Raw genomic sequence first — 25,158 nt, forward strand, 5'->3', positions numbered from 1 at the left:
AATCGGTGCGATCAGCTGGAATCGGCGATAAACTATTCTACTACGTTAACTGGAATGCGGGCGGAAAACGCGCTTCGGCCTTGCTTATCGTCGCGGACCAATGGTCGGCTGGATGCGATCGAGTTCCGCTTCGAGCGCGGCGATGGCCTCGCCGGTCTGGGCGTGCAATTTCTTGACAAGATCGAGTTGCTCCCGGAGTGCCTCCTTCGAGCCAATGGAGGAATCGTCGTCGGGCGCGCGGCCAAGGCCGGCAATCAGCCAAGCCGGAGTGACGCCCAGCACGCCAGCCAGCATGAAGAGGCGGTTGGTGCGAGGTTCGGCACGGTCGCGTTCCCATGCAGCAACGGTTTCGCACCGCACGCCAAGCCGATCCGCCAGTTCCGTCATGGAAAGGTTCGCGGCGTCACGCGCTCTCCAGATGCGTCCTCCAAGCGTGTCGCCGTCTCCTGTTTCGCGAAGACGCGCGATCATGGTTTCGGTGGACAGGCGCATCGTTTTCTCCTTTGGCGCGGTTGCGTTCAAGGGGGCGGATGGTTGCCGGAAGCACCCCTGGCTTCCAGCTACGAGTTGAAACCAGCTTATAGGCATTGCCGTATCGACGGACCACCTCGGAACGTCAAAAACGCGGTCAAATGCGGCTCACGGCCCGTCGCGTTCCCAAGGCACATTGAAACCTCAACGAAACAGGTTAAGTTTCCGCGTCGACATTGGAAATCTCACCGTGAATGAACATCTTCGAACGGTCGCTGCGCCGAATAATGCAGTCATGCGCGGCGTGGCGATCATGCTCTTCGCCATGCTCATCCTGCCCTGCATGGATGCGATTGCGAAATACATGGCGGTCTACGAGGGCATGTCGCCCGGTCAAGTAACCTTTTACCGCTTCTTCTTTCAACTCGTATCGACGGCACCGTTGTTGTTTTCGGCGGGCGGGCTGCGTGCGTTTTATCCGAAGCGGCCCTGGCCGAACATTCTTCGCGGCGTACTTCTTGCCGCGGCCGCGCTCTTTTTCTTCGTTTCGGTGAAATACATGCCGCTCGCGGACGTGTTCGCCATCTACTTCGTCGAGCCGTTCATTTTGACATGCCTTTCGGCACTGATCCTGCGCGAGAAAGTGGGATGGCGGCGGTGGTCGGCGATCGCCGTCGGCTTCGGCGGTGCGATGGTTGTCATCCAGCCGAGCTTTGCCGTCTTCGGCCTGAAGTCATTGCTGCCGGTCGCCTGCGCCTTCCTCTTTGCCTGTTACCTCTTCCTGAATCGCGCCCTTGGCAGCGCCGATTCGCCGCTGACAATGCAGACGGTCGCCGGCATAGGCGGGACGCTGTTCATGGCGGCAGTGATCGCCGTCGGCAATGGATTCGGTGCCGTCGATTTCGAACCGTCACTGCCGCAATCGGCGCTAGGCTGGGTGCTCGTCGTCGCGCTCGGGACTATCTCCGGCTGGGGACATCTTCTTGTCGTCAAGGCATTTCAGGCCGCGCCGATATCGCTCCTGGCACCATTCCATTATTTCGAGATCGTCTCGGCGACCGCGCTCGGCTACATCGTGTTCGGGGATTTTCCGACGCCATCGAAGTGGCTCGGCATTCTCGTGATCGTCGCATCCGGGCTGTACATCATCTGGCGCGAGCGGCAGGTGCAGAAGCGAAAGCGGGCGTAAGTTCGCCGGCCACCATCGCCAATATATCGAATTATGCGTCGAGCCCGGTTCAGGCCAGCGGCGCCAATGGTTGGAGACAGTCGCTTTCGATGCGTGTCGGCCCAAAGACTGTTTCGAATGCCTCCCTCAGCCGGATGTCGACGTCGGGCATCATGACCGGGAGGCCAAGATCGACCAGACTGGTCACACCGTGACCGCGGATGCCGCAGGGCACGATACCGCCGAAGTGATCGAGGTCCGGATCGACATTCAGCGCGAAGCCATGAAAGCTCACCCATTTGCGCAGCCGGATACCGATCGCGGCGATCTTATCTTCGGCCGCTGATCCGTCGGGCAGTGTCGGCTTTTCCGGGCGGCGCACCCATACGCCAACCCGGTCTTCGCGGCGTTCGCCTTTGACATTCATTGAATCGAGCGTGGTGATGATGACCGTCTCGAGCGCTGCGACAAAGGCGCGCACATCCTGGCGGCGTCGTTTGAGGTCAAGCATCACATAGGCGACCCTTTGGCCCGGACCGTGATAGGTGTATTCGCCGCCCCGACCGGTCGCAAAAACTGGGAACCGGTCAGGCATCACCAGGTCCGAAGCGTCGGCGCTTGTGCCTGCCGTATAAAGAGGCGGGTGCTCGACCAGCCAGACCAGTTCGTCCGCGGCGCCGGCGGCGATGGCCGCGGCTTCCCGTTCCATCGTTTCGACTGCCTGCGGATAGTCGACGAGGGAGGGGGCTATGCGCCAGCGCACTGCGGGCGCTCCGGGCGGTGCAAACATGTTCCGGTCGAGATTGTCGCGCTGCATGAGGCCGTATTCCTGATTTTTCCGCATCCGTAAATGGGATGGAGCGCGCCAAGAGTCCAGCATTTCCAGCGCTTCGTGAGGGTGCTGTTGAAATAGTTCCTTTTCGCGTCAAATTTCTGTCGTCTTGCCCTTGTGCACCCCAAATGCTTTTGCTACATGCAGCCCCGCCGACGCAATCGGCACCTACCACGATGCGGTCGTGGCGGAATTGGTAGACGCGCAGCGTTGAGGTCGCTGTGGGGCAACCCGTGGAAGTTCGAGTCTTCTCGACCGCACCAATTGAATTAAAAAACCCCCGTAACCGTCCGGTTCTACGGGGTTTTTTATTTCTGACTTCGAATTGCGGGTGCTACCGCGTGATCCTTTGAATCGGAATCGATTTAAGGACAAATCATCCAGAAACTTAAAGCTCCACAGCGACCTTTGCGCGTCTGATTAGCCGCGCGTGCGCTGTAGCGCCGTTGTCCGGCACCGCCGCCCATCGCCGCAGCTGCGGGACGTCATTCGTAGCTCGACGCCGGAAGCTCAAACCGAACGTCTTCGGTAGCACCCGCGACCAAAATGCCATATTGTGTTGCTAAGGAGATCCATCAGGCGGCGTCGCCGACGCAGGGCTCCGAGAGCAAGCGAGTGGGGCCGCCGCCGCGCTGTGCCAGATCTGGCCATGGGGTCTCTGCAGCATTTTCCGCCCGGCCCGAGTTGGGGCCACGGAGACGAAGGCGAGTTGTGTTTCGCCCGCGCACCGGTTCTGTGGGGCCCTGCCGCGGTGGGAAATCGCCTTTCGTCGAAAATCGGAAAAGTGGACAGAGACTGGACGCGAATCCGCTCGCCATCGCGGAATTGTGAAAAGCGGTCAATATGATGGGGTGACAGAGCGGCGAACCTGCTGCATGATTTCTTATATCCGATTCGACTTACGGATAAGACCTGTAGCAATTCAAAGCATTACGGTGCCCGTTGCGCCATTTTGGATAGCGCCGCGCGCCGTAAAGGAGATGCGGGTGCTCACCGTTGGCCACTGCTTCGGCATCCGCTAGCTAAACCGCAACGTGTTGAGGAACTTTGGAGGCAGGAAACAGTTCACTGTAAGCAGGGAGCCAACAGGCAGCGAACCCGTCTCGGTTGACCGGCCTCCCGCGGGAGAGCATGATGACAAGGAGTGAATCTGACGTCTTCGATCTCTTTTCAGAGATCTATACAAGCGCAGCGCAAGAAGAGATAAGTCTGCAAGAATATCTCCTCGCCTGCCGCGACGACAAGAGTATGTACGCCACCGCGCAGGAGCGCATGGTGGAGGCCATTGGAGAGCCGACCCTCGTCGATACGAGCGCGGACGAGCGTCTCGGGCGAATCTTCGCCAATCGAACCATCAAGATCTATCCCTCATTCTCCGACTTCTATGGCATGGAGGATACGATCGAGCGGATTGTCGGCTATTTCCGCTATGCCGCGCAGGGCCTGGAAGAACGCAAGCAAATTCTCTACCTCCTCGGGCCAGTCGGCGGCGGCAAATCTTCGCTGGCGGAGCGGCTCAAGAAGCTGATGGAGGCGCGTCCCATCTACACATTGATGGTTAACGGCAAGATCAGCCCCATCTTCGAATCCCCGCTCGGGCTCTTCCACCCGGAACGCATGGCCGATCTTCTCGAGGACAAGTATGGAATCGCGAGACGGCGGCTCACCGGTCTGATTTCGCCTTGGGCGGCCAAGCGGCTCGACGAAGTCGGCGGCGACATCTCGAAATTCAGCGTCGTCAAACTGGTGCCATCCCGCTTGCGGCAGATCGGCATCGCGAAGACCGAACCCGGCGACGAAAACAACCAGGATGTCTCCTCGTTGGTCGGCAAGGTCGATATCCGCCAGCTCGAAAATTACAGCCAGGCCGATCCGGACGCCTACTCCTACAGCGGCGGGTTGAACCGCACCACACAGGGGTTGCTTGAATTCGTGGAGATGTTCAAGGCGCCGATCAAGGTCCTCCACCCGTTGCTGACGGCGACGCAGGAGGGCAATTACAACGGCACCGAGAATTTCGGCGCGTTTCCTTACCAGGGCACCGTCCTGGCGCATTCCAACGAATCCGAGTGGCTTCAGTTCAAGAACAACAAGAACAATGAGGCGTTCCTCGACCGCATTCTGGTGGTCAAGGTGCCTTATTGCCTGCGCGTCACCGAAGAGAAGCTGATCTACGAGAAGCTCCTTCGTGAAAGTGAACTCGTCGATAATCCTTGCGCGCCGGAAGTTCTGGAGTGCTTGAGCCGGTTCACGGTGTCGACCCGTCTTGCTCCGCATGAGAACTCGCCACTTTACACGAAGATGCGGGTCTATGACGGCGAGAACCTGAAAGACACCGATCCGAAGGCAAAATCGGTACAGGAATATCGTGACGCCGCGGGCGTCGACGAGGGTATGACGGGCGTCAGCACCCGCTTTGCCTTCAAGGTGCTGTCGGAGACCTTCAACTATGACACTAAGGAGGTCGCCGCCGACCCCGTGCATCTGATGTATATCATGGAGCAGGCGATCAAACGCGAACAGTTTGCCAAGGAAATCGAGGCGAGCTATCTCGACTTCATCAAGTCGGAATTGGCCACGCGCTATGCCGAATTCATCGGCCATGAAATCCAGAAAGCCTATCTGGAATCCTATAGCGAATACGGTCAGAACCTGTTCGACCGGTATATCGCCTACGCCGATGCATGGCTTGAGGACCAGGACTTCAAGGATCCGGACACTGGACAGATCCTCAACCGGAAGGTTCTCGACAGCGAGTTGTCTCAGATCGAAAAGCCGGCAGGCATCGCCAATCCGAAGGACTTCCGCAACGAAGTCGTTAAGTTCACGTTGCGTGCTCGCGCGAAGAACAGCGGCCGCAATCCCTCTTGGACGAGCTATGAAAAGCTGCGCGAAGTCATCGAAAAGCGTATGTTCGGTCAGGTCGAGGATCTGCTGCCAGTCATCAGCTTCGGCTCCAAGAAAGACAGTGCCACCGAGAAGCAGCATGCCGAGTTCGTCCAGCGCATGATTGAACGCGGATATACCGAACGGCAGGTTCGAAGGCTCGTCGACTGGTACATGAGAGTGAACAAGGCGGGCTAAAGATGCGTACGTTGGGGGTTTGCCAATGCCGAATTTCATCGACCGCCGCCTTAATCCAAAGGACAAGAGCCTTGGCAACCGGCGGCGTTTCCTGAAACGGGCGCGGGAAGAGCTGAAACGGACGATCAAGGAGCAGATCAAAGCAGGCAAGATCGCGGACGTGGATGCGGAGCACCGCGTGCCCATGCCCGAACGCGGCGTCGGTGAACCATCCTTCCAGCCTTCCCCGGGCACCGGCGAGAGGCAGTATGTCCTGCCCGGCAACCAAGAGTTCACGCCGGGCGATCGCCTCCCGAAGCCAAGCGCGCGTGGCGGCGCCTCGGGCAAGGGCGCGGGAACCGGCGAGAGCGAAGACGACTTCCAGTTCGTGCTGTCGCGGGACGAAGTCCTCGATCTCTTTTTCGAGGATCTTGAGTTACCCGACATGGTGAAGCTCAACCTTAAGGAGTCGGTCGCGTTCAAGCCGCGTCGGGCCGGTTTTGCGACGTCGGGATCGCCCACGAACATCAATGTGGGGCGCACGATGCGCAACAGCTATGGCCGCCGTATCGCGCTCAGGCGGCCCAGCCGCGCGGATGTGGCCGCAGTCGCCGACGAAATTGCCAAGCTGGAGGCGGAATCGAACGCCAGTGGTGCCCACCACAAGCGCATCGAGGCGTTGCGCGAGGAACTGGACAAGCTGGAGCGCCGCCGCCGCCGCATTGCTTATGTCGATCCGGTCGACATCCGCTTCAATCGCTTCGAGCCGCAGCCGCTGCCGAATGCAAGCGCGGTGATGTTTTGCCTGATGGATGTCTCCGCCTCAATGGGCGAGCGCGAGAAGGATCTGGCCAAGCGTTTCTTCGTCCTGCTGCATCTCTTCCTCAAGCGGCGCTACAAGCGAATCGACATCGTCTTCATTCGCCACACGGATGAGGCAGGGGAGGTCGACGAAAATACCTTTTTCTACAGCAAGCAGAGCGGTGGCACGGTTGTCTCCACGGCCATCGAGGAGATGCTCCGCATCATTGAGGAGCGTTATCCGGCGCGCGAATGGAACATCTACGCTGCCCAGGCCTCCGACGGGGAGAACAGCGCCGGGGATTCGGATCTTTGCGTTTCGCTTCTCCACCGGGAGGTGATGCGCCTTTGCCAATATTATGCCTATGTTGAAATCATAGATGAGCGTGAGACGGAGATTTTCGGTACGACCGACAACGGCACATCTCTCTGGCGCGCCTATCGCACGGTCGACAGCGAGTGGTCGAATTTCCAGATGACGCGGATTGCGAGACCGTCGGACATCTATCCGGTTTTCCGGAAGCTTTTCGCCAGGCAGCCAACCATGCAACTGCGCACTGAAAGGCGATAGGAATGCCCAAGGGCGCTGCCTCAAACCTTCTGTTTCACAATTCCGATTGGAATTTCGAGACGCTGTCGCGCACCTATGATGCGATCGAAACGATTGCACTGGATGAATTGCATCTCGACGTCTATCCGAATCAACTCGAGATCATCTCTTCTGAGCAGATGCTCGACGCCTATTCTTCGGTAGGGATGCCGCTGATGTACCAGCACTGGTCCTTCGGCAAGCGCTTCGTTTTCGAGGAACATCTCTATCGCAAGGGCCGCCGCGGCCTTGCCTATGAACTGGTCATCAACTCCAACCCCTGCATCACCTATCTGATGGAGGAGAACACCATGGCCATGCAGGCCCTGGTGACGGCGCACGCGGCCTTCGGCCACAACCACTTTTTCAAGAACAACTATCTGTTCCAGCAGTGGACCGATGCCAGCGCGATCCTGAGCTATATGGAGTTTGCCAAGAAATACATCACCAAATGCGAGGAGCGGTACGGAACATCCGAGGTGGAGGTCATTCTCGATTCCGCCCACGCACTCATGGATCAGGGCGTCTTCCGATATCGTCGTCCACCGCGACTTTCGTCCGAAAAGGAGCGGGAGCGCGCCCGCGAGCGGCTCGAATACGAGGAGCAGACCTACAGCGATTTATGGAGAACGCTGCCGCCCTCATCGGATGGGCACGACTCCAAGGAGGCCGAGCGCGACGCTTCCGAGCGGAAGAAGGCGCTCAACCTGCCCGAAGAAAATCTGCTCTATTTTCTTGAAAAAACCAGCCTGATCCTGGAGCCCTGGCAGCGGGAACTCCTGCGTATCGTGCGCGTCATCGCCCAGTACTTCTATCCACAGCGGCAGACGAAAGTGATGAACGAGGGATGTGCGACCTTCGTGCACTACACGATCATGAACAGGCTTTTCGATCAGGGCAGGATCAGCGAAGGCTCCATGCTGGAAATGCTCCACAGCCACTCCAACGTGGTTTTCCAGCCATCCTTCGACGACCCGCGCTTTCCGGGCATCAATCCCTATGCGCTGGGATTTGCCATGATGCAGGACATCCAGCGCGTCTGCACGGATCCGACATCGGAAGACCGTGATTGGTTTCCCGAGATCGCCGGCAGCGGCAGATGGCGGGAGACGCTGATCGATGCCTGGGCGAACCACCGGGATGAGTCCTTCATCCTGCAATATCTGAGCCCTGCATTGATCCGCAAATTCAGGCTGTTCCTATTGACCGACGAGGCCGGCGACAACTACTGCGAAGTTGCCTCGATCCATAACGAGCGCGGCTATGAGACCATACGCACAGCGCTTGCACGCAGCTATGATGTTGCGGCGAACCAGTCGGACATCCAGGTCGTGGATGTCGATCTCCTGGGGGACCGCCACCTTCGGCTGCAGCACAACGTGAAGAACGGCATACTCCTGGACGAAGCGAGCCGCGACGCCACGCTCCGTCACGTGCGCCATCTTTGGGGTTACGACGTCAGCCTCGCCGGCATCGATGCGGAAACCGACGACGTGCTCTATGAGTGCTCGACGGCGCCCACTTCCGAATAGATCATCGTGCCGTTTGCACGCGAGGGCGGCAGAGGATTTGTACCGGCATCATGGTGGCCGGACGAACGGCGGTTATTTCGCCGTGCCGTCAGGTGAGGTTTGCTGCGACGGTCCACCGGTTCCCGACGGAGCTGTAGGACTCCTGTCGGTCGGGGCGGGCTGGCCGTCGGCGGGTGCCGGCGTCTGGTTGCCGACGCTGCCGGTCTGTTCGGACGACGGAGCAGGCTGAGTCTGCTCAGTTTGTGTCGCCTGATCGCTGTCATTGCTTTCGCCCCAGAGTTCGACGGCGCCCCAGGCAAGCAGCACGAGAAAAAGTCCACCCGTGAGCACCGCCAGAACACGGAGGCCGAGGCCGCCCGGTCTGGTTTCGCGGGCCGAGAATTCTTCCCTGTCCGCTTCATGCGTCTTCGAGACCGGATCGCCGCGTTCATCGAGATACTTGGCCATCAGATAATCTCCATTGATCTCTACCAATGGAGAACGAGGCGGCGATCACAATGTTCCGGGTCGCGACGACCTCGTGACAGCTTCGTCCTACAGCGCCGCGCATTTATCAGATGTGCAAAGGGACGCTGTAGCACTTTGAAACGCTGCATGTTTTTATCCCAAATCGGGTAGGATTTAGGGAAACATGCAGTAGAACGGCGGGCGTCAGGGCGCCCAGCTGTCCTGGACGCTGCGGCGAACGAGCTTGTAGGAATGGTCCGGCTGAACCTCGTAAGTTTCAAAAACCATCGTCCCTTGATGCATGAAACGGTGCTGTATCATCGTGCCGGGCGCTGCTTGTGTTCTGCGCTCGGCCGCCTTCTCGCCGTAGGTAAAGCTGCCCGGGAGGGGCTCCAGATCAGGAGAAGCGGTCGTGCATCCGGCCAGGAGCAATGCAACAACAGGTATCAGGTTCAAGGCCTTCATTTTGTATCCTTTGATGAATCGTATTGTCGTTCGATCCCAACCCGACCATAGCGCTGCGCGTCTTAGCAGACGCGCAAAGGACGCTGCAGCAGGGTCAGCGCTCACCTCTGGTCATTTTTTCGAACCGCTTGACGGCGCGTTCGCGCTTTAGCCGGGAAAGGCGTTGCGTCCAGAAAATACCGGAGAGCTGGTCGATCTCGTGCTGCAGGCAGATCGCCATCAGTCCTTCTGCATATTCTTCCAAGGTTTCGCCGGATAGCGACTGATAGCGCACGCGCACCGCACACGGCCGCTCGACTTCCTCTGAAATGCCGGGCATCGAGACGCTGCCTTCGGCATGCCGCATCAGGTCATGGGATTGCCAGATAATCTCCGGATTGGCGAAGACCCGCGAGCCGCTTGCCCGATCCAGCTCGATCACCGTCAGCCGTCGCAGAACACCTACATGATTTGCGGTAATGCCGATCCCCGGGGCGGCGTGCATCGTTTCAAGAAGGTCGCTTGCCAGTTGCCGAAGGTCGCCGTCGAAATGTTTGATCGTTTCGGCTGCGGTGGTGAGCGCCGCGTGCGGAAAACGTACGATGGGGAGAATAGCCATCCCTGGCCCCTTGTCTCGGCAGGCATCCTTTTCGCTCCTTGATCTACGGCTTTCATATGCGTTTGCAACAGCTTGCGCAAAACTTTCGTCGGTCCTCTACTCGCACCCTCTGGCCTGTGGACGTCGCGGAAGCTTTGCGCTACTGCATGACTTCCGGGATCGGAATCGATCTGAGGATAAAATCACGCAGCAATTCAAAGCGTTACAGCGACTTTGCGGGGAGGAAAGCGGGGCAGCTGTAGCAAGGCAAGACGCCGTTGCTCTCGAGGGTGCGGCGGTCATTTGGAATGCACGCTCGCCTTTCGGGATCTTTGACCCAATTGAATCGGGCGGCTTTGTTTTTCGAGGGCGGCTCCATGAGCAATATCGGCGACGACGACCGTTCGGAAGAAACCACCGCCTATGACGGTTCGGATATCTATGCCGACGACGGCTCTGTGCGCTCCGACTTCCTCATGCATGTCGGTGCGGCGGTTGCCGATCGCGACACGATCTATCTGCGCCAGCACGTCGCCGGCCTTCATGCGTCCGAACTTGGCGATCTTCTGGAAGCTATCCAGCCGGAACAACGGCTGGCGCTCGTCTCTCTGCTCGGCAAGGAGTTCGATCTAGCGGCGCTGACCGAGGTCGACGAGGCTATTCGTCTCGACATCGTCGAACACCTGCCCAACGAGCAGATCGCCGAGGCAATCGGAGAGATGGACTCCGACGATGCGGTCTACATTCTGGAGGACCTGGATCAGGAGGATCAGGAGGAGATCCTCGCCAAGTTGCCATTCACCGAACGCGTTCGGCTGCGTCGCTCGCTCGACTATCCGGAAAGCACCGCCGGCCGGCGCATGCAAACGGAATTCGTCGCGGTGCCGCCGTTCTGGACCGTCGGCCAGACGATCGACTATATGCGCGAGGACGAAGACCTTCCCGACAGTTTCACGCAGATCTTCGTCATCGATCCAACGTTCAAGCTTCTTGGAACCGTCGATCTCGACCGTGTGCTGCGCACCAAGCGATCGATCAAGGTCGATGCCATCATGCGCGACACCAGCCATGCCATTCCCGCCGAGATGGATCAGGAAGAGGCGGCTCAACTGTTCGAGCAGTACGACCTCCTGTCGGCCGCAGTCGTCGACGACAACGAACGATTGGTGGGCGTGCTGACCATCGACGACGTGGTCGACGTGATCCAGGAAGAAGCGGAGGAGGACCTGCTGCGCCTGAGCGGCGTCGGCGACGAGGAACTGTCGGACTCCGTTGCCGAGGCCTCGCGCTCGCGGGTGCCGTGGCTCTTCGTCAATTCGATGACGGCCTGCATATCCGCCTCGGTGATCGGCCTTTTCGACGCGACCATCCAGCAGATTGTGGCTCTGGCCATCCTGATGCCGATTGTGGCCGGCATGGGCGGCAACGCGGGTTCGCAGACCATGACCGTGACCGTCCGTGCGCTCGCGACCCGCGGCCTCGACATTCACAATGCGCCGCGGATCATCCGCCGTGAAGCCGGCGTGGGGCTCTTGAACGGCATGATTTTCGGGACGTTTATCGGTATGATTGCCGGCCTGTGGTTCCAGGACCCGAATATCGGCGGCATTATCGCCACGGCAATGCTGATCAACATGATGGCGGCAGCGCTCGCCGGCATCATGATTCCGCTTCTCCTGGAAAAATCCGGTGCCGACCCGGCCGTTTCGTCGGCGGTCTTCGTCACCGCGGTCACCGACGTAACCGGTTTCTTCAGCTTTCTCGGCATTGCTACTTGGTGGTTCCACATCACGTGACCGCCGGTGCGTTGTTTGACTTTTACGTCAAAGTCAACGATAGTGACGCCTTGGAATTTGATGGGACGGCGCGTGAACAAATACTATAGCATCACTGAGCTAACGCGGGAATTCGGTATCTCAACCCGAACGCTGCGCTTCTACGAGGATGAAGGCCTCATTCATCCGGAGCGCCGCGGCCGCACGCGACTGTTTCGGCCGGCGGACCGTCATCTCATCAAGGAAATCCTGCGCGGCCGCCGCATCGGCTTCACCATTGCCGAAATTCGCGAGATCATTCAGGTCTACAAGGATCCGCCGGGCGAGATGGGCCAGCTCCAGCTTCTGATGACGCGCGTCGAGGAAAAGCGTGAGGAACTGCGGCAGAAACGCAAGGATATCGATGACACGCTCGCCGAGCTCGACAATGTCGAGGAGGCCTGCTTGACGCGTCTTGCGGAGATCGGCGTCGGCACCTAGCGCATCGGCCCCAAAATCGGAATCGATTTTCGGAAAGCACGATGCGTAGATTCAAAGACTTACAGCGCCCTTGGTGCGTCCTGAAGGACGCAGGGCGCTGTAATGCATGTCGCCCAAATAGAGATCTAAAGGGTTTGTTCAAAGGTGGCCGGGCGCCGCCTTTTTGCTTTCGGCCTCAGATCCACCGAGCCGTGCGACGGCAATAGCGTTCGAATTCGAAGCCGAAGCGCGACAGCAGATGCCTCTCTTCATTGCGGACGACAAAGACGGTCGTCAGCCCGACAGCCGCTATTGCCGCGATAAAAAGCCATGGGTTGGCTGTTATCAACCCGATGCCGATCATCAGCAGCGTGTAGCCGAGATAGATCGGATTGCGGGTGAAGCGAAAAGGGCCGCAGGTGACGAGGCAGGTGGCGCACCGGGTCGGCAGGATCGCGGTGTGGCGGTCCAGGAGCGTCTTGACGGCCCACAGGTCGATCGAGATCGCCGCAAAGATCAGTGCGCATCCGGTGAGCCATGCAAGCAAGCCATTTCCGTTCGCTACCGCAAGCGGGAAGAAGCGGTTGAAAATCAGCGCAGTCAGAGCGGCCGCGCCATAGACCACGGCGGGCCAAGGGAAATTCAGCGGCTTGGCACGATAGGCATTCATGTCCTAGTCCCCTGATTGCACGTCCATTGTGCATTGACGGGCGATTCGCGCAATGCGTTCATCGGTATTCACGTTGATCTTGCCCATGTTTAAGTCCTCGAACAGGCTTTGTTCTTTCAGCCGGTCGAGTGTGCAGCCGCAGAAGGCTTCGCACGGCGCTGCGGGGTCTGCGCGGTTGCAAGCCGCCACGCAGTTTGCGCGGTAGGCTTGTTCCGGGTCGGGTGCTGCGGCGGGTGCGATCTGGGCAACGAGATAGACGAGGCCGATGAGCAGCGGCTGGTGTACGAGGTATATGGCCAGACTGTGACGGCCGCCGAAGGCGAGTGGCTCGATCCACAGGTTGCGCGGGCTTCCCTCCGGTTTCGTGGACGCCCCTGGGTTGACGAGCAATGGGTGAAGAAGCTTGGCCGTTCCGATGCCGACCAGGAAGGGGGCAAGCCAGGGAAGGAGAGGCACGTAGTCGTTCGAACGTGGAACCGTCTCGGAGAGCCCAACCCACCATAGCAGCGGCACATCGAAGATGGCCGAGCGCAGGTAGAGCGGCGCAGCGAAGGCCGCCGCGGCGGCAACCAAGGAGACGATTGCGGGAAGTGGCAGGAACAGCAGGCCGACAAGGCTTGCCGCCGCGATCGAATGAAGGATGCCGAAGAAGATGAAAGAATCCGGAAAGGCGAACCACGTCGCGATGCTGATCAGCAGCGCCGCGCCAGCGATTTTCACGAAGCGGCGCGCAAAGGCACGCGGACGAAAATTTGGTCGCTGGCCGAGTACCAGGCTGTAGCCCGCCAGAAACAGGAAACTGCTCGCGATGAGGCGGGCGAAAAGCCGCCAGCCGCCCGTCGCTGCCGTCCCCGCCGCCACATAACCGAAGAATTCGAGATCCCAGACGAAATGATAGATCGCCATGGCGACCAGCGCCGAACCCCGGAGCCCGTCCAGAAGGGCGATCCGATGACGCTTTCCTATCTCTGGCGGTGCGCGTCGAGTTTCGGTAACCGTTGTTGCTGTGTTTTCCGACATCGGCTCTTGCCATCCTGTTTTCGCGATAAGTTCGCATGCCCGGCTTGCGCCGGCCACGCGCGGATGTTCTTCAAATGAGGAGCAGCGCGTATTACTTTGGCGCAGGTCTAGCACCCTGATTCTAGGCCATCTTATCCGCTTTCAACGATTCCATTTGAAAGCGGATAAGATGCTTCTAGTGCTTGAGAGCTTCGGACGCTTCCTCGACGAGAGCCTCTCTCGCTTCGGAGAAGAACTGCCGACGGACCAGCACGAAGATGACGAAGCCGGTGAGAACGATGAAAACATAGGGGCTGATGAACCAGCCGAGATAACCGATCGACAGGAAGATCGCCCTCAGTCCGGCATTGAAATGCTTCGCCGCCAGGATGTTCATGCGGATTGCACGCTCGGCGGCCTGCTCAGCCGCTTGCCGGTCCCGCGTCATGTCCGCCGTCATCGGAATGCCGCCCATCAGGATGGAGCAATAGTTGAACAGGCGATAGGACCAGCCGAATTTGAAAAAGGAGTAGCCGAAGAGGCAGGTCAGACCGCCGACCTTCAGCTCGAAACCTGTCCGTCCGCCCCGGAAAACCTGGGGAAGGTCGTTGAAGATCATCTGCACCTGGTCGGTCGCTCCGAGCAATGCGAAACAGCCGCCGAGCGCGAAGATGGTGGTCGAGGCAAAAAAGGCGGTGCCCGCCTGCAAGCCGGCGATGATCTGCGTGTCGATCATCTTCAGGTCGCGGTTGAGCGAGTTGCGAATCCATCGTCGGCGGTTTTCGTTCATCAGCCGGGTCAGGCTGACACGCTTGAATTTGCGCCGGCCGTCGGTTGCCCAGTTGAAGCCGCCCCATAACAGGACGAAGATGCCGAGCGCGATGTAATCATCGAAGGTCATGCAGGCGTTTTTGGCATGGCTGTTTGAAAATGCAAGATCGGCGCCGCTGTAGCATTGCCGATTGACGCTGTTCGGCGACGCAGGTGCCCCGTGCTGTTTCAGGGCACTGTCGCTTCGACACGATTTTGCCATATTTCGACGTTGCGGCTCTACGCTTTCTTCAGTATGCATGGCGCATGCGCGGGCAACGAGCACCCGCCGGCCTCGGGGCATTCGGAGACATCATGGACAATACAATACAGAAGTCGTGCTGGGGCGTGACTGTGCGCGCCGTGGCTGGCTTCGCCGGCATTCTCGTCGTGGCCTATCTTTTCGGCGGCTTTTGAGATCGAAGCATTCCAGCAGGGCGACGCGGTTCCCAACGGCCGCGTCGTTTTGATTCGACGGAGACATTTCTGACAACTCGCTTTCGCGTCATGTCGCACCAACAAGATCCGATGTCGGTTGGTCGCCTGATCGATAGGGATGGGATGGCTTAGTGTTTGATCCTATATTTATGGAATAGCCGACACCGTGGCTCTCAAAAGAGCAGCTGAGTGGGCGTCGGCATCGCAATCATCGGCTGGCGCTTCGGGTGGCGTACCTGACGGCGTTTCCGTGCTCCGGGGCAGGCAGTTTATGTTTCTTTCCGTCTTCGACGTCTTCAAGATCGGTATCGGTCCTTCGAGTTCGCACACGATGGGACCGATGTCGGCGGCAAACAGGTTTCTCGACCTGATCCTTTCCGACGACTGGCCGCGACCGACACATGCGAGCGTCGCCGCCATCAAGGTGAGCCTGCACGGTTCGCTTGCCCATACGGGCATCGGCCATGGCACTGGCCGTGCTGTTATCCTCGGGCTAATGGGCGAGCGTCCGGATCTCGTCGATCCCGACAGCATGGATACAATCATCGACGAAGTGGAACGCTCTGGTCGCATTACGCCCGCCGGACATCCACCGTACGCGTTCCAGCCGAAAACAGACCTCGTTTTCGACAAGAAGGTCCCTCTGCCCGGCCACGCCAACGGCATGGCCTTCTCGGCCTTTGATCGCGATGGGCGGCTGCTGCTGAAGCGGATCTACTATTCGATCGGTGGCGGTTTCGTCGTGACCGACACGGAGCTCGAGGCGATGCGCGCCGCCAAGAACAAGCCGGCGGGCGTAAAGGTGCCATATCCCTTCGCGACCGCGCAGCAGATGCTCGAGATGGCTGCTCGTTCGGGACTCACCATTGCCCAGATGAAGCGGGCGAACGAGGAATGCACGGTGTCGAGGGACGAACTCGACGCCGGCCTGGATCGCATCTGGGAAGCGATGAAGAGCTGCATCGACCGGGGTTTGAGCCAGGACGGCATCATGCCGGGTGGGCTGAAGGTTCGCCGCCGTGCGCGTGCGATCCACGACAAGCTTCAGGAGGAGTGGCGATCCAACAAGACCAACCCGCTGCTCGCAAACGATTGGCTGAGCGTCTACGCTATGGCGGTCAACGAGGAGAATGCGGCCGGCGGCCGGGTTGTGACCTCGCCGACGAATGGCGCCGCCGGCGTCGTCCCGGCGACCATCCGCTACTATCTTCATTTCCATGACGATGCCGATCAGGAAGGCATCCGCGATTACCTGCTGACCGCCGCAGCCGTTGGCGGCATCATCAAGCACAATGCCTCGATCTCGGGGGCGGAGGTCGGCTGTCAAGGCGAAGTCGGCTCCGCTTCCGCGATGGCGGCCGCGGGCCTTGCCGCCGTGATGGGAGGCACACCCGAGCAGATCGAGAACGCCGCTGAGATCGCGCTCGAACATCACCTCGGCATGACCTGCGATCCCGTCGCCGGGCTCGTGCAGGTGCCGTGCATCGAACGCAACGCCCTTGGTGCCGTCAAGGCGGTCACCGCCGCCTCGCTCGCCCTCAAGGGAGACGGCAAACACTTCGTGCCGCTCGACGCCTGCATCGAGACCATGCGGCAGACCGGCGTGGACATGAGTGAGAAATACAAGGAAACCTCCACCGGCGGCCTTGCGGTGAACGTCGTGGAGTGCTGACGCTCCCGCGTAGCGGGAGACGCGCGGCGCGACCCACGCGGTTTTCTGCCCCAATCCTGCCATAGGATCATGAGGTCGGCTGCGTAGGCGCTCCTGTGGACGAACAGTTTCAACACGCTTGACCACGGCCGGCGGACGGGTGTTCAAGGTTTCTCATGGCGTTGCATCTCATAAAGCTCTGCGTCGGCGCAGAATCGGTCGAGGACTTGCGGGAGTGGGTGTCGCGCAAGGCGTTGGCTGCGATCGCGGCCGGGCAGGAGCCCCACTCGTTCCATACGACCCGGATGGTTCCGAAACGTACTGAGGAACTCCTTGCCGGCGGCTCACTCTATTGGGTGATCAAGGGGCATGTGCAGGCGCGGCAGCCCATGATTGGTATCGAGACCTTCACCGACGGCGAAGGCATCGGCCGCTGCAATCTCATCCTCGGACCGGAAGTGGTTGAAACCGAACTCCAGCCGCGCCGCGCTTTCCAGGGATGGCGCTACCTGCAGGACAAGGAGGCGCCGCGCGATCTGGCTTCGCTTTCCTACGGTGAGGCGGACATGCCGCTGGAACTGAGACGCGAACTGGCCGAGCTTGGCCTTCTCTAGCGCATCGGCCCGAAAATCGGAATCGATTTTCGGAAAGCACGACGCGTAGATTCAGAGACTTACAGCGTCCTTTGTGCGTCCTGATGGACGCACGGCGCTGTAGGTACCGGCGAGGGAACAGCCCTCATTTTTTGAAGTCAGTGGATGCGCAGTCGGAGCGGACGGCGACGGCCAGCGGCAGTCACATGCAGGTGGATGCCGGCGCGCGGCTGGGTCGAGCGCCATGCACGCGCACCATGCGTTAAAAGCATGCCGACGAGATCGCGCGTCTTCGCTTTCGAGCGGTTCAAGCCGATGTCGGCGATGCGCATTGCGGCCTCATGCAGGGGGTGCAGACCAATGCGCGAAGATCTCGTTTTCTTTCCCGGCATCACGGTAACACCGGGAACATTCTCGTTCACTGCCATGACCAACCTCGTTACGCTGTACAAATCCGAGGAAGACGGCCAGGCGAAACGCACCCGCCCGTCAGAAAGTCCTTTTCGTTACTGCTGGCTCGCCCAGCAAGCGAAACCCTTCTTCTTCAAAACCTTGCATGCATTGACGGCCTTGTCCTGGTCGTCGAAGCCGCCGAACCGTGCGCGGTAGACCTGGCCGCCGCCGTTCGAGAAAGCGACGGTAAACGGTGTCGCGTTGCGCAACGTCTTGCCGCCCTTCTCCTTGGCATTGCCGAGAAGCGTCATTGCCTGCGCCTTGTCGGGGGTAGCGCCGATCTGGATGACCCAACCCTGCGGCTGCGCCTCTGCTTCCGGCTGGGTATCGGCCCTGGCGGCAACCGAGTTGGTGATCTGCGTGTCGACATCTGCGGCCGCCGGCTGTGCGGCAAGCTTGGCGCTTTGGGCTTCGAGCGTGTTCGGCGCGATCTTGCCCGTAAGCACAGGGTTGTCGGACGCCGGCTGCGTTGCCGCGTAAGCCATTTCCATACGGCTCGAGCTTTCGCCACTGTAGCGGAAATCCGGAACCGGGCCGGTGTTGGGCAGATCCATGGCAGCCGAGGCGACGGCGACGGGCGCTGCCGCAGGCTTCACTTCGGCCTGCGCCACGGCGGCGACGGGCGGTTCGGCGGTCGGCGCTTCCGCGATGAGGTTGCCCCCGCCGCGGCGCGAGGCGGCCGGCATGTATTTGGCGACGAGCTTGCGCATCTGGGCGTCGCGGGAACCACCGGATGTCCCGCCCAGCACGACTGCGACGATGCTGCGCCCGTCAAGCTGTGCCGAGGTCACCAGGTTGAAACCCGATGCCCGGGTATAGCCGGTCTTGATGCCGTCGACACCGCGCACACTGCCAACAAGCCGGTTATGGTTGCCGATCGTCTGCTTGCCGAAACGGAAGCTCCGCGTAGAGAAATAGTCATAATATTGGGGAAAGTGCTGCCGCAGCGCGATGCCGAGCCGTGCCTGGTCACGGGCCGTGGTCTTCTGATCCGGGTTCGGCAGTCCGTTGGCATTGCGATAGGTCGTATGCGTCATGCCGAGCGCGCGCGCTTTGTTCGTCATCATCCGGGCAAAACGCTGCTCGGAGCCGCCGAGAAGCTCGCCCAGCGCCGTGGCAGCGTCGTTGGCGGAGCGCGTCACCAGCGAGAGGATCGCCTGCTCGACCGTGATCGACTGGCCGGCTCGTACACCCAATTTGGATGGCGGTTCTGCTGCTGCGTTCTTGGAGAATGGAACCGGCGTGGACCTGCTGATCCGTCCGGCTTCGAGCGCCTCGAACGTCAGATACAGCGTCATCATCTTGGTGAGAGAGGCCGGATAGCGCAACTGGTCCGCATCCTCGCCGTAAAGCACCTTGCCGGTCTTGGCGTCGACGACGATGCCGGCGTATTTTGGATTGGCCATTGCCGGCGCGGAGAGGGCCAATACGGCAATGGCGCCGGCGAGGACAATCCGTCCTGCGATTTTTGAAATGGCGCCAAGCGGGCGTTTCGCGATATCAAAAAAAACGGATTGAGACACTACGCTGCTCTTTATTCTCATGTCATGGATGCCGTCCGGACGCGTCGCCGGAACGATCGTTCATGCGACAGTATCGGGATAGCGTTACCAATCGGTTTATGATGAATGATTGGTTTCCTGGGTGGGCCGTTTTGTTCAGGAACGACACCGGCCGACCCAACCGGGTCGCCGTTTCGCCTGCACCATGACTCTTGGACAAAATCAGGGCGCCAGCCGGCTGCGAACGAAGGTTTCCACGGAATTGTCGATCATCCGCCATTGCGGCAGCAGCTTGCTCGAAAAGCGGTAGAGAACGGTCAGATCCTTGCCGACATGCACGTCGCGCTGGCAGTCGGCGCTCGTCGCTCCCTCGATGTCCGCGGGCAGGGTGCAGCGCAGGACATAAGGCGGTTGCCCGGCACGGTCCGCGGTGAAGAAAACTTCACCAGCGTAGCTTGTATCCGACTTGGCGTCGTGCCGGACTAGGCCGGCGGGACCGGGCTGAGCCTCTTCGCTGAGGATCTGGCGATAGATGGGCGCCAGCCGTCCCGACATGTCTTGCGACATCGTGCTCTGCGAGAGTTGCAGGAAGATCAGACTTTCCGGCCGGTTGATATCGTTAAACAGGTCCCGCGTGTTCTCGCCGTAGCCCTCCAGTGTCGGCCAGGTCAGGTAAAGGTCGATGCGCTCGGCAATACTGGTCGCGCGCTGGCTTTCGAAGCGAATGATGTTGGCCGGTAGCCGCAGGTGATCCTGTCCGATGAAGATGTCGTAGATTTCTTGACTGGAGGTGTGTCCGGCAAGCACGAGCTTTTCTCCAAGCCGGTGTCCGGAAAAGGAAACGATCGTGGTCAGTGCCGCCAGCAGAATGACGACCGCGGTAACCTTGTAGACAAAATGCGGCGAGAGGAGCGGCGAAAATTCCGGTTCGGGGCCGCTGGTTGGCGCATTCATGTGGGATCGTCCGTCGCGGTGGCTTGTTGTTGTGCGCTCAATCCGGCCTCAAGCAAAAGGAAGTGATCTGGCCGGAATGTCGCCTTCGACGGTCGATGAAGATGGTTAATTTTCGGTGAAATGCACTTGGGGCCGGGGCAGGCCGCGCGGATGTTGGAAAAGAAAAAGCCGGTTCCGGGGACAACGGAACCGGCAATTGCATGACTCCTTAGATCGGGGTCGATTTCAGGACAAAATCATGCAGCACTTCAAAGCGCTACAGCGAGCTTGGCGCGTCCGATTGCGCGGCGCTTGTAGAGGCTTGGTCGACAGGGGGAACGCGGATTTGACCGAAACCCGATAATTGTCATCAGCAGAGGCGGCCCGACAGAGTGCCTCTATTGCGTCTTTACGCTGCCCACTGCCACGGCGCGGCCGTCCTGCAGTTTCACCCAGCGGCCGGCATTCTCGGAAGACTGTCGCTTCAGGAAGGTGTACTCGGTTTCCGACCAGCGAAGCACCTTGCTGCGCATGTTGTCGAGGATGAAGTCACCGCGGTCGGTGCGAACGGTCAGAACCGCGTGGCCGTCACCATTCGGCTGCAGCACGACGGTGATCAACAGATCGGCGGGAGAAAAACCGCTCTCGATCAGCTTGCGGCGTTTGAGGAGCACATAGTCCTCGCAGTCGCCGACGGTGTCCGGGTAAGACCATTCTTCTTCCACGCCATGGATTTCCATATCCGTCATCGGGGCCACGGCCTCGTTGACCTCATAATTGACCTCGAGAATTTTCTGCCAGCCCTCGCGGGTTAGCACCATCGGGCCGCCGTCTGTTCCAGTCGCGGTGCATTCGGACGGATTGCGCTTGCAAAACTCGTAGTGACCGATCGGCGGATTGGTGGTGCCGCCCACCGCGATGTTCGCCGGAAGGGCGAAGGCTGCCTCGGTCAGGAAACCGACGAAAAGGGCCGCGCCCGCAATCGTCTGGGTGATGGCTTTGTGCATTGTTGTCTCCCCGTTATGGTTCGACAATGGCACAGAGTTTTTTATCCGCGGCGAAGAAGCGAGGTAAAAACAAGTACAAATAAGAATAGTATGCGCAGAAAATAAGAATAAAAAGCCGATCAAATAATAATAAATATCGATTCAAATTTTAACGAAATTTCCACGCGCGGAGACCCGCAGGGAACGGATGCAGATTGTTATCACTGTGAAAAGTAAGGGTAATTCGAAACGAAAAGCCACTCTTGGTCGGAGTGTCTGGCCGAGGCTTTTGCGGAATCTGAGATCGCTGATAGAGGCTGCAAAGAACGGGATTTACGTCCATTCCGCGCTAAAGGGGGCGAGTCGGGCGAAATTTTTCCGGAAAATATTTGAGAAACGCTCGACCGTCACCTCAGGATGGAGCCATGCTCACGCCGGAAAAGCACCGTCGCGTTCACAATGGCTCATATAGACGGTCGCCGGTGAGATCGTCATCGCATGAAAACGCTATTGCCCGGCGGCCGCCGCGGTGTGCACTTGGCCAAGTCCGCGTGAAACACGGGGCAATATCAGTGATATTCTCTGCTGCGGTCAGCCGACGGGGTTTGCCCCGATGGCTCAAAGGAATTCGGCCAGGGCTTCGCGAGACTGAATGCCGGAGAATTCGACCGCTACGCCTTCCTGGAAGTGCCGGACGATCCTGCCCTTCATGGTGCCGAGCTTGACCGGGGTCCCGATCACGGGCCGGGTTTCGATGTCGATCGCGGCGCCGGAGAGGGAGAGATCAATGATGCGGCAGGCGTATTTTTCGCCGGTGCCGAACGTGAGTTCCGTCAGAACCTTGCGCGGTACAAGGCGGTCATGGCGACGGTCCTCCGGCAGGCCGAGCTCGTGCTTGTTGGCGATCCATGTGAGCTGCGCCGCCAGCTTCTCACGCTTCCGTTCCGTCGCGTTGAGCTGGATGACGAAAGCATGGTCGGCGAGCCGCGACACGGTGCCTTCTAGCCGCCCGACATGCTCGATATAGGCGATGATCCGCTCGCCGGCGCGTGGGCGGGCGGGCGAGGAAAGGAGCACGTCACCTGGCGACATGTCGACTGCGGTGCAATCAAATTCGTCGCGATTGGCAAGCATCAGCCGTCCCGAGAGATTTACCGAAACGCGCTGAAAGGCACTTTCCTGGTGCGGCTTCGGGCCGGTGTTTTGTGCGTGCTGAAACGAGAACATGGTCACTCTGCAATCGAAGTATCCTTGCCCGTGAAATTATAGGCGGTTTCGGTTAATAGAAGGTTGGCCCCGCGGTTGGCTGCCTTCTGCAACTCAGCGTTCCCGTCCGCCTTCGAAGATGCGCAGGTGCTGGACCTTACGGCCGATTTCTTCGCGTCGCCTTGTGGCATCCGCAGGATGAGACGCCTCGGCCACCTCCGCACGCTCGCCGCGCCTGCTGTCGAGAATCTCCAGGCCTTGTGCGACGAGGCATTCAAGCGGCGTCATATGCAGCCATGAAGGGCGCGACAGCGGCGCCAGCGAACCGAGGATGCGGTCGCTGCCGCCCTGCGGCGATCCAAGTGGCGTCAGCAGCAATTCGGTCTCCAGACGCTCACCGTCGGCCGTCAGTCCGCAGGCAGAGAGGGCGGCGAGCGAGTGTTGCGCCATTACCTGATCGGCGACCCGGACGGCTTCGCTCGCTTCGCTGGGGGGCCACAGCGCGCCAAATGGCTGCCCACGCAATTCTCGACCGAAAAGGGCGCAGACATGGGTGCCGGCGAGCCGGAAGCGAATGTCGCCGCTCGGCTGCCGTTCAAGGATGAACAGGCTTGGCAGCAGTGCGCAAATTTCTTGTGGTTCGATCTCGTCGCGACGCGGGAGGTCCCGTTCACCGCGTAATGTGTTCCAATATCGGAACAGTTCTATCGTGGTTTTGCTGCGCATCGCTCATTCGTTCCGTCGACCGGGCTCCGACTGCTCCTAATCGGCACAGCGGGCGCGGCTCCTTCGATTCAGAAATGGTGGAGCGATTTTCGTGCCACGCCGATATTAAGGTTAACGATCGGTTTCGATTGCGCTGGACGCCGCGTGCTGGCACCTAGATGTCATCACTTCACGAAGGTTTGCCTTCAGCACGCTATTGGAGTTCGGTATAAGGGCTCACCGGCCGTTCAGTTTTTACTGGACGGTCTTTTTTTGTTTGCTTATGCCTTCGCGCTATCCAGCGGCAGTACTGCCGTAGAACCTGATCGCGAACGCGCAAGCAGCGATGGAAGAGAGCAGGCATGGAACGAGATCAGGCAGCGACACCAGCGGAAACGGATGCCGAAAAGGATACGGCCCGTGCCCGCGAACCCGCCTTCAATCTGCCGGCGGGACTAACCGGCATCCTCTTGTTTCTCATCGCCGTTCATGCGTTGAGGACCTATCTCCTGTCGCCGGCGGTAGATCAGGAACTGATCCTGAACTTCGCCTTCCTGCCCGTTCGCTACACGCTCCCGCTTTCCGAACAGGGGCTCGTCTGGCTTTGGACGCCAGTCACCTACTCATTTCTGCACGGCAGTTGGGATCATCTCATCTTCAACATCTTCTGGATGGTTGCCTTCGGGGCGCCGGTCGTGCGGCGCATCGGCATGGTGCGCCTGGCCGTGTTCTGGTGCCTTTCGGCCGCCGCTGCCGTTGCCTTGCACACCGTATTTCATTGGGGCGAAATTATCGTCGTGGTTGGCGCCTCCGGGGTTGTTTCCGGGTTCATGGGGGCGGCAGCGCGTTTCGTCTTCTCGCCGAGCGGCCGCATCAGCCGCCAGTTCGCGCACCTCAACCGGCGGCTTTCGCTAACCGAAACGCTTGCCAACCGCTCTGTGCTGGTCTTCACCGGCATCTGGTTCCTGACCAATTTTCTCGTCGGCCTCGGCATGTTTTCCGTTGGCGGCGCGGGAAGCGTCGCCTGGGAAGCGCATATTGGCGGTTTCCTGTTCGGCTTCCTCCTTTTCGGGTTCTTTGACCCGCGCGACTAAGACTACGGATTCCGCCGTAACTTACGAAAAAACAGTCACATTTATGATCCCAAATTGTTTCAAGGCGGATTCATAAATGTGATGGCTGACACACCGGGGCGGCCGAGCGACAAGGCTTGATTTCCCAAGATCGCTGGAGCACCATTCCCTACGGTCGCCTGCTGCATGTTTGCTTAAATCGCAACCGATTTAAGGATAAAAACATGCGGGAACTCAAAGTGCTACAGCCTTTGCGCGTCTGATATGACACGCGGTGCTGTAGAGAGGGCGAGCGTGCAAGGCTGGGTGTCGGCCTGGGTTTCGTGCAGGAGAGGCGCGAGGACCAGCGATCGACATCGGATATTGGGGCGGGTTCCTGCGGCAACCTGCACGGATCTTTGTGCAGAGGCTCGGAGTGTTAAAGCGACCATCAAGCATCCGAAGTGACGCGCGGCGCTGCAAGCACACGAGACGGCCAGAACTTCGTCCCACCGACCCAGCGTGGTCTAACGGGAGATGTGTGGATGTCGGTAAGAGCGATTCTCAACGAAAAAGGCCACAACGTCGTGACTGTCACTCCGGATGTGACAGTGCATCAGGCTGCGACCTTTCTGCATGACAATCGTATCGGGGCGGTCGTCGTTGTCGATCCGGACGATCAAATCGTTGGCATTCTGACGGAGCGTGATGTCGTGGCTTCGATCGCCAAATATGGTGCCACCTGTCTCGACAGCCCGGTTTCGTCCGTCATGTGGCAAAACGTCTATTGCTGCCGCGAGGAGATGTCCATTGCGACGCTGATGGAAATGATGAGCAAGCTGCGTGCACGCCACTTGCCCGTGGAACGAGAAGGTCGTCTGGCTGGCATCGTATCGATTGGTGACGTAGTTAAGCACCATATCCGCGCAATGGAGCACGAGACCGAACAGATCAAGGCCTATATCGCTGGTTGACGGGAAG

General features: G+C 59.5%; 24 protein-coding genes and 1 tRNA gene. 11 read left to right on the forward strand and 14 right to left on the reverse strand.

The annotated features are described in order from the left end of the window. Window positions 1–84 precede the first annotated feature (84 nt). On the reverse strand, window positions 85–492 hold the full coding sequence (locus FKV68_RS07395; RefSeq protein ID WP_180940865.1) for a helix-turn-helix domain-containing protein: 408 nt from the start codon (window positions 490–492) through the stop codon (window positions 85–87). Window positions 493–766: 274 nt separating this feature from the next. Here FKV68_RS07395 and FKV68_RS07400 point away from each other — a divergent pair, with 274 nt between their 5' ends. Then, entirely contained in the window at window positions 767–1,660 is an 894-nt protein-coding gene (locus tag FKV68_RS07400; protein ID WP_245181846.1) for a DMT family transporter, read from the forward strand. Between the two features lie 49 nt (window positions 1,661–1,709). Here the strand turns inward: FKV68_RS07400 and lipB are convergent, their stop codons facing one another. Beyond that, a complete protein-coding gene (gene lipB, locus FKV68_RS07405) occupies window positions 1,710–2,456 on the reverse strand; it encodes a lipoyl(octanoyl) transferase LipB (protein ID WP_180940866.1) in 747 nt (248 codons plus the stop codon). A gap of 193 nt (window positions 2,457–2,649) precedes the next feature. On the opposite strand from lipB, the gene FKV68_RS07410 reads away from it, so the two are divergent. From FKV68_RS07410 to FKV68_RS07425, 4 genes are all read left to right on the forward strand, one after another. Further along, a tRNA-Leu gene (locus FKV68_RS07410) sits at window positions 2,650–2,734 on the forward strand. Window positions 2,735–3,605: 871 nt separating this feature from the next. Further along, the gene (locus FKV68_RS07415; protein ID WP_180940867.1) at window positions 3,606–5,555 is read left to right on the forward strand and encodes a PrkA family serine protein kinase; all 1,950 of its coding nucleotides are present in this window, start codon (window positions 3,606–3,608) and stop codon (window positions 5,553–5,555) included. Between the two features lie 25 nt (window positions 5,556–5,580). Then, window positions 5,581–6,906 carry a YeaH/YhbH family protein gene (locus tag FKV68_RS07420; RefSeq protein WP_180940868.1) on the forward strand — a complete coding sequence of 442 codons (1,326 nt, stop codon included), beginning with the start codon at window positions 5,581–5,583 and terminating at the stop codon, window positions 6,904–6,906. Between the two features lie 2 nt (window positions 6,907–6,908). Beyond that, complete coding sequence (locus tag FKV68_RS07425) at window positions 6,909–8,456, forward strand: SpoVR family protein (RefSeq protein WP_180940869.1); 1,548 nt, start codon at window positions 6,909–6,911, stop codon at window positions 8,454–8,456. A gap of 72 nt (window positions 8,457–8,528) precedes the next feature. Here FKV68_RS07425 and FKV68_RS07430 read toward each other — a convergent pair whose 3' ends face one another. The 3 genes from FKV68_RS07430 to FKV68_RS07440 all read right to left on the reverse strand — a co-directional run bounded on the left by FKV68_RS07430 (window position 8,529) and on the right by FKV68_RS07440 (window position 9,966). Further along, entirely contained in the window at window positions 8,529–8,903 is a 375-nt protein-coding gene (locus FKV68_RS07430; protein WP_180940870.1) for a hypothetical protein, read from the reverse strand. A gap of 204 nt (window positions 8,904–9,107) precedes the next feature. Continuing rightward, window positions 9,108–9,368, reverse strand: a complete 261-nt coding sequence (locus FKV68_RS07435) for a hypothetical protein (RefSeq protein ID WP_180940871.1) — start codon at window positions 9,366–9,368, stop codon at window positions 9,108–9,110. A gap of 94 nt (window positions 9,369–9,462) precedes the next feature. Continuing rightward, window positions 9,463–9,966 (reverse strand): peptide deformylase, encoded by a 504-nt coding sequence (locus tag FKV68_RS07440; RefSeq protein ID WP_180940872.1) that lies wholly within the window; start codon window positions 9,964–9,966, stop codon window positions 9,463–9,465. Between the two features lie 356 nt (window positions 9,967–10,322). Here FKV68_RS07440 and mgtE point away from each other — a divergent pair, with 356 nt between their 5' ends. Both mgtE and FKV68_RS07450 read left to right on the forward strand, forming a co-directional pair. Next, window positions 10,323–11,741 (forward strand): magnesium transporter, encoded by a 1,419-nt coding sequence (gene mgtE / locus FKV68_RS07445; protein WP_180940873.1) that lies wholly within the window; start codon window positions 10,323–10,325, stop codon window positions 11,739–11,741. 72 nt (window positions 11,742–11,813) lie between these two features. Further along, entirely contained in the window at window positions 11,814–12,200 is a 387-nt protein-coding gene (locus tag FKV68_RS07450; RefSeq protein WP_136504391.1) for a MerR family transcriptional regulator, read from the forward strand. Between the two features lie 175 nt (window positions 12,201–12,375). Here the strand turns inward: FKV68_RS07450 and FKV68_RS07455 are convergent, their stop codons facing one another. The 3 genes from FKV68_RS07455 to FKV68_RS07465 form a co-directional block, all read right to left on the reverse strand. Then, window positions 12,376–12,849: a methyltransferase family protein gene (locus tag FKV68_RS07455; RefSeq protein WP_180940875.1), complete on the reverse strand. Its 474-nt coding sequence runs from the start codon at window positions 12,847–12,849 to the stop codon at window positions 12,376–12,378. A 3-nt stretch (window positions 12,850–12,852) separates the two neighbouring features. Next, window positions 12,853–13,869: a heparan-alpha-glucosaminide N-acetyltransferase gene (locus tag FKV68_RS07460; RefSeq protein WP_180940876.1), complete on the reverse strand. Its 1,017-nt coding sequence runs from the start codon at window positions 13,867–13,869 to the stop codon at window positions 12,853–12,855. A gap of 175 nt (window positions 13,870–14,044) precedes the next feature. Beyond that, window positions 14,045–14,749: a DUF599 domain-containing protein gene (locus FKV68_RS07465; protein ID WP_180940877.1), complete on the reverse strand. Its 705-nt coding sequence runs from the start codon at window positions 14,747–14,749 to the stop codon at window positions 14,045–14,047. A 618-nt stretch (window positions 14,750–15,367) separates the two neighbouring features. Here FKV68_RS07465 and FKV68_RS07470 point away from each other — a divergent pair. Next, entirely contained in the window at window positions 15,368–16,768 is a 1,401-nt protein-coding gene (locus FKV68_RS07470) for an L-serine ammonia-lyase (RefSeq protein ID WP_180940878.1), read from the forward strand. Window positions 16,769–16,923: 155 nt separating this feature from the next. Then, window positions 16,924–17,361 carry a DUF1489 family protein gene (locus FKV68_RS07475; RefSeq protein ID WP_180940879.1) on the forward strand — a complete coding sequence of 146 codons (438 nt, stop codon included), beginning with the start codon at window positions 16,924–16,926 and terminating at the stop codon, window positions 17,359–17,361. 137 nt (window positions 17,362–17,498) lie between these two features. Here FKV68_RS07475 and FKV68_RS07480 read toward each other — a convergent pair whose 3' ends face one another. The 6 genes from FKV68_RS07480 to FKV68_RS07505 form a co-directional block, all read right to left on the reverse strand. Beyond that, window positions 17,499–17,768 (reverse strand): hypothetical protein, encoded by a 270-nt coding sequence (locus tag FKV68_RS07480; RefSeq protein WP_180940880.1) that lies wholly within the window; start codon window positions 17,766–17,768, stop codon window positions 17,499–17,501. A gap of 78 nt (window positions 17,769–17,846) precedes the next feature. Continuing rightward, window positions 17,847–19,337, reverse strand: a complete 1,491-nt coding sequence (locus tag FKV68_RS07485; RefSeq protein ID WP_180940881.1) for a D-alanyl-D-alanine carboxypeptidase family protein — start codon at window positions 19,335–19,337, stop codon at window positions 17,847–17,849. 180 nt (window positions 19,338–19,517) lie between these two features. Continuing rightward, window positions 19,518–20,249 carry a hypothetical protein gene (locus tag FKV68_RS07490; protein WP_180940882.1) on the reverse strand — a complete coding sequence of 244 codons (732 nt, stop codon included), beginning with the start codon at window positions 20,247–20,249 and terminating at the stop codon, window positions 19,518–19,520. A gap of 377 nt (window positions 20,250–20,626) precedes the next feature. Next, a complete protein-coding gene (locus FKV68_RS07495; RefSeq protein WP_180940883.1) occupies window positions 20,627–21,235 on the reverse strand; it encodes a transglutaminase-like cysteine peptidase in 609 nt (202 codons plus the stop codon). A gap of 597 nt (window positions 21,236–21,832) precedes the next feature. Continuing rightward, window positions 21,833–22,441 (reverse strand): PilZ domain-containing protein, encoded by a 609-nt coding sequence (locus FKV68_RS07500; protein ID WP_180940884.1) that lies wholly within the window; start codon window positions 22,439–22,441, stop codon window positions 21,833–21,835. Between the two features lie 93 nt (window positions 22,442–22,534). Beyond that, a complete protein-coding gene (locus FKV68_RS07505; RefSeq protein WP_180940885.1) occupies window positions 22,535–23,146 on the reverse strand; it encodes a PAS domain-containing protein in 612 nt (203 codons plus the stop codon). A gap of 341 nt (window positions 23,147–23,487) precedes the next feature. Here FKV68_RS07505 and FKV68_RS07510 point away from each other — a divergent pair, with 341 nt between their 5' ends. Continuing rightward, window positions 23,488–24,219, forward strand: a complete 732-nt coding sequence (locus FKV68_RS07510; RefSeq protein WP_180940886.1) for a rhomboid family intramembrane serine protease — start codon at window positions 23,488–23,490, stop codon at window positions 24,217–24,219. A gap of 503 nt (window positions 24,220–24,722) precedes the next feature. Next, the gene (locus FKV68_RS07515; protein ID WP_180940887.1) at window positions 24,723–25,151 is read left to right on the forward strand and encodes a CBS domain-containing protein; all 429 of its coding nucleotides are present in this window, start codon (window positions 24,723–24,725) and stop codon (window positions 25,149–25,151) included. Window positions 25,152–25,158: the final 7 nt, after the last annotated feature.

Source organism: Sinorhizobium mexicanum (assembly GCF_013488225.1).
Taxonomy (GTDB): domain Bacteria; phylum Pseudomonadota; class Alphaproteobacteria; order Rhizobiales; family Rhizobiaceae; genus Sinorhizobium; species Sinorhizobium mexicanum.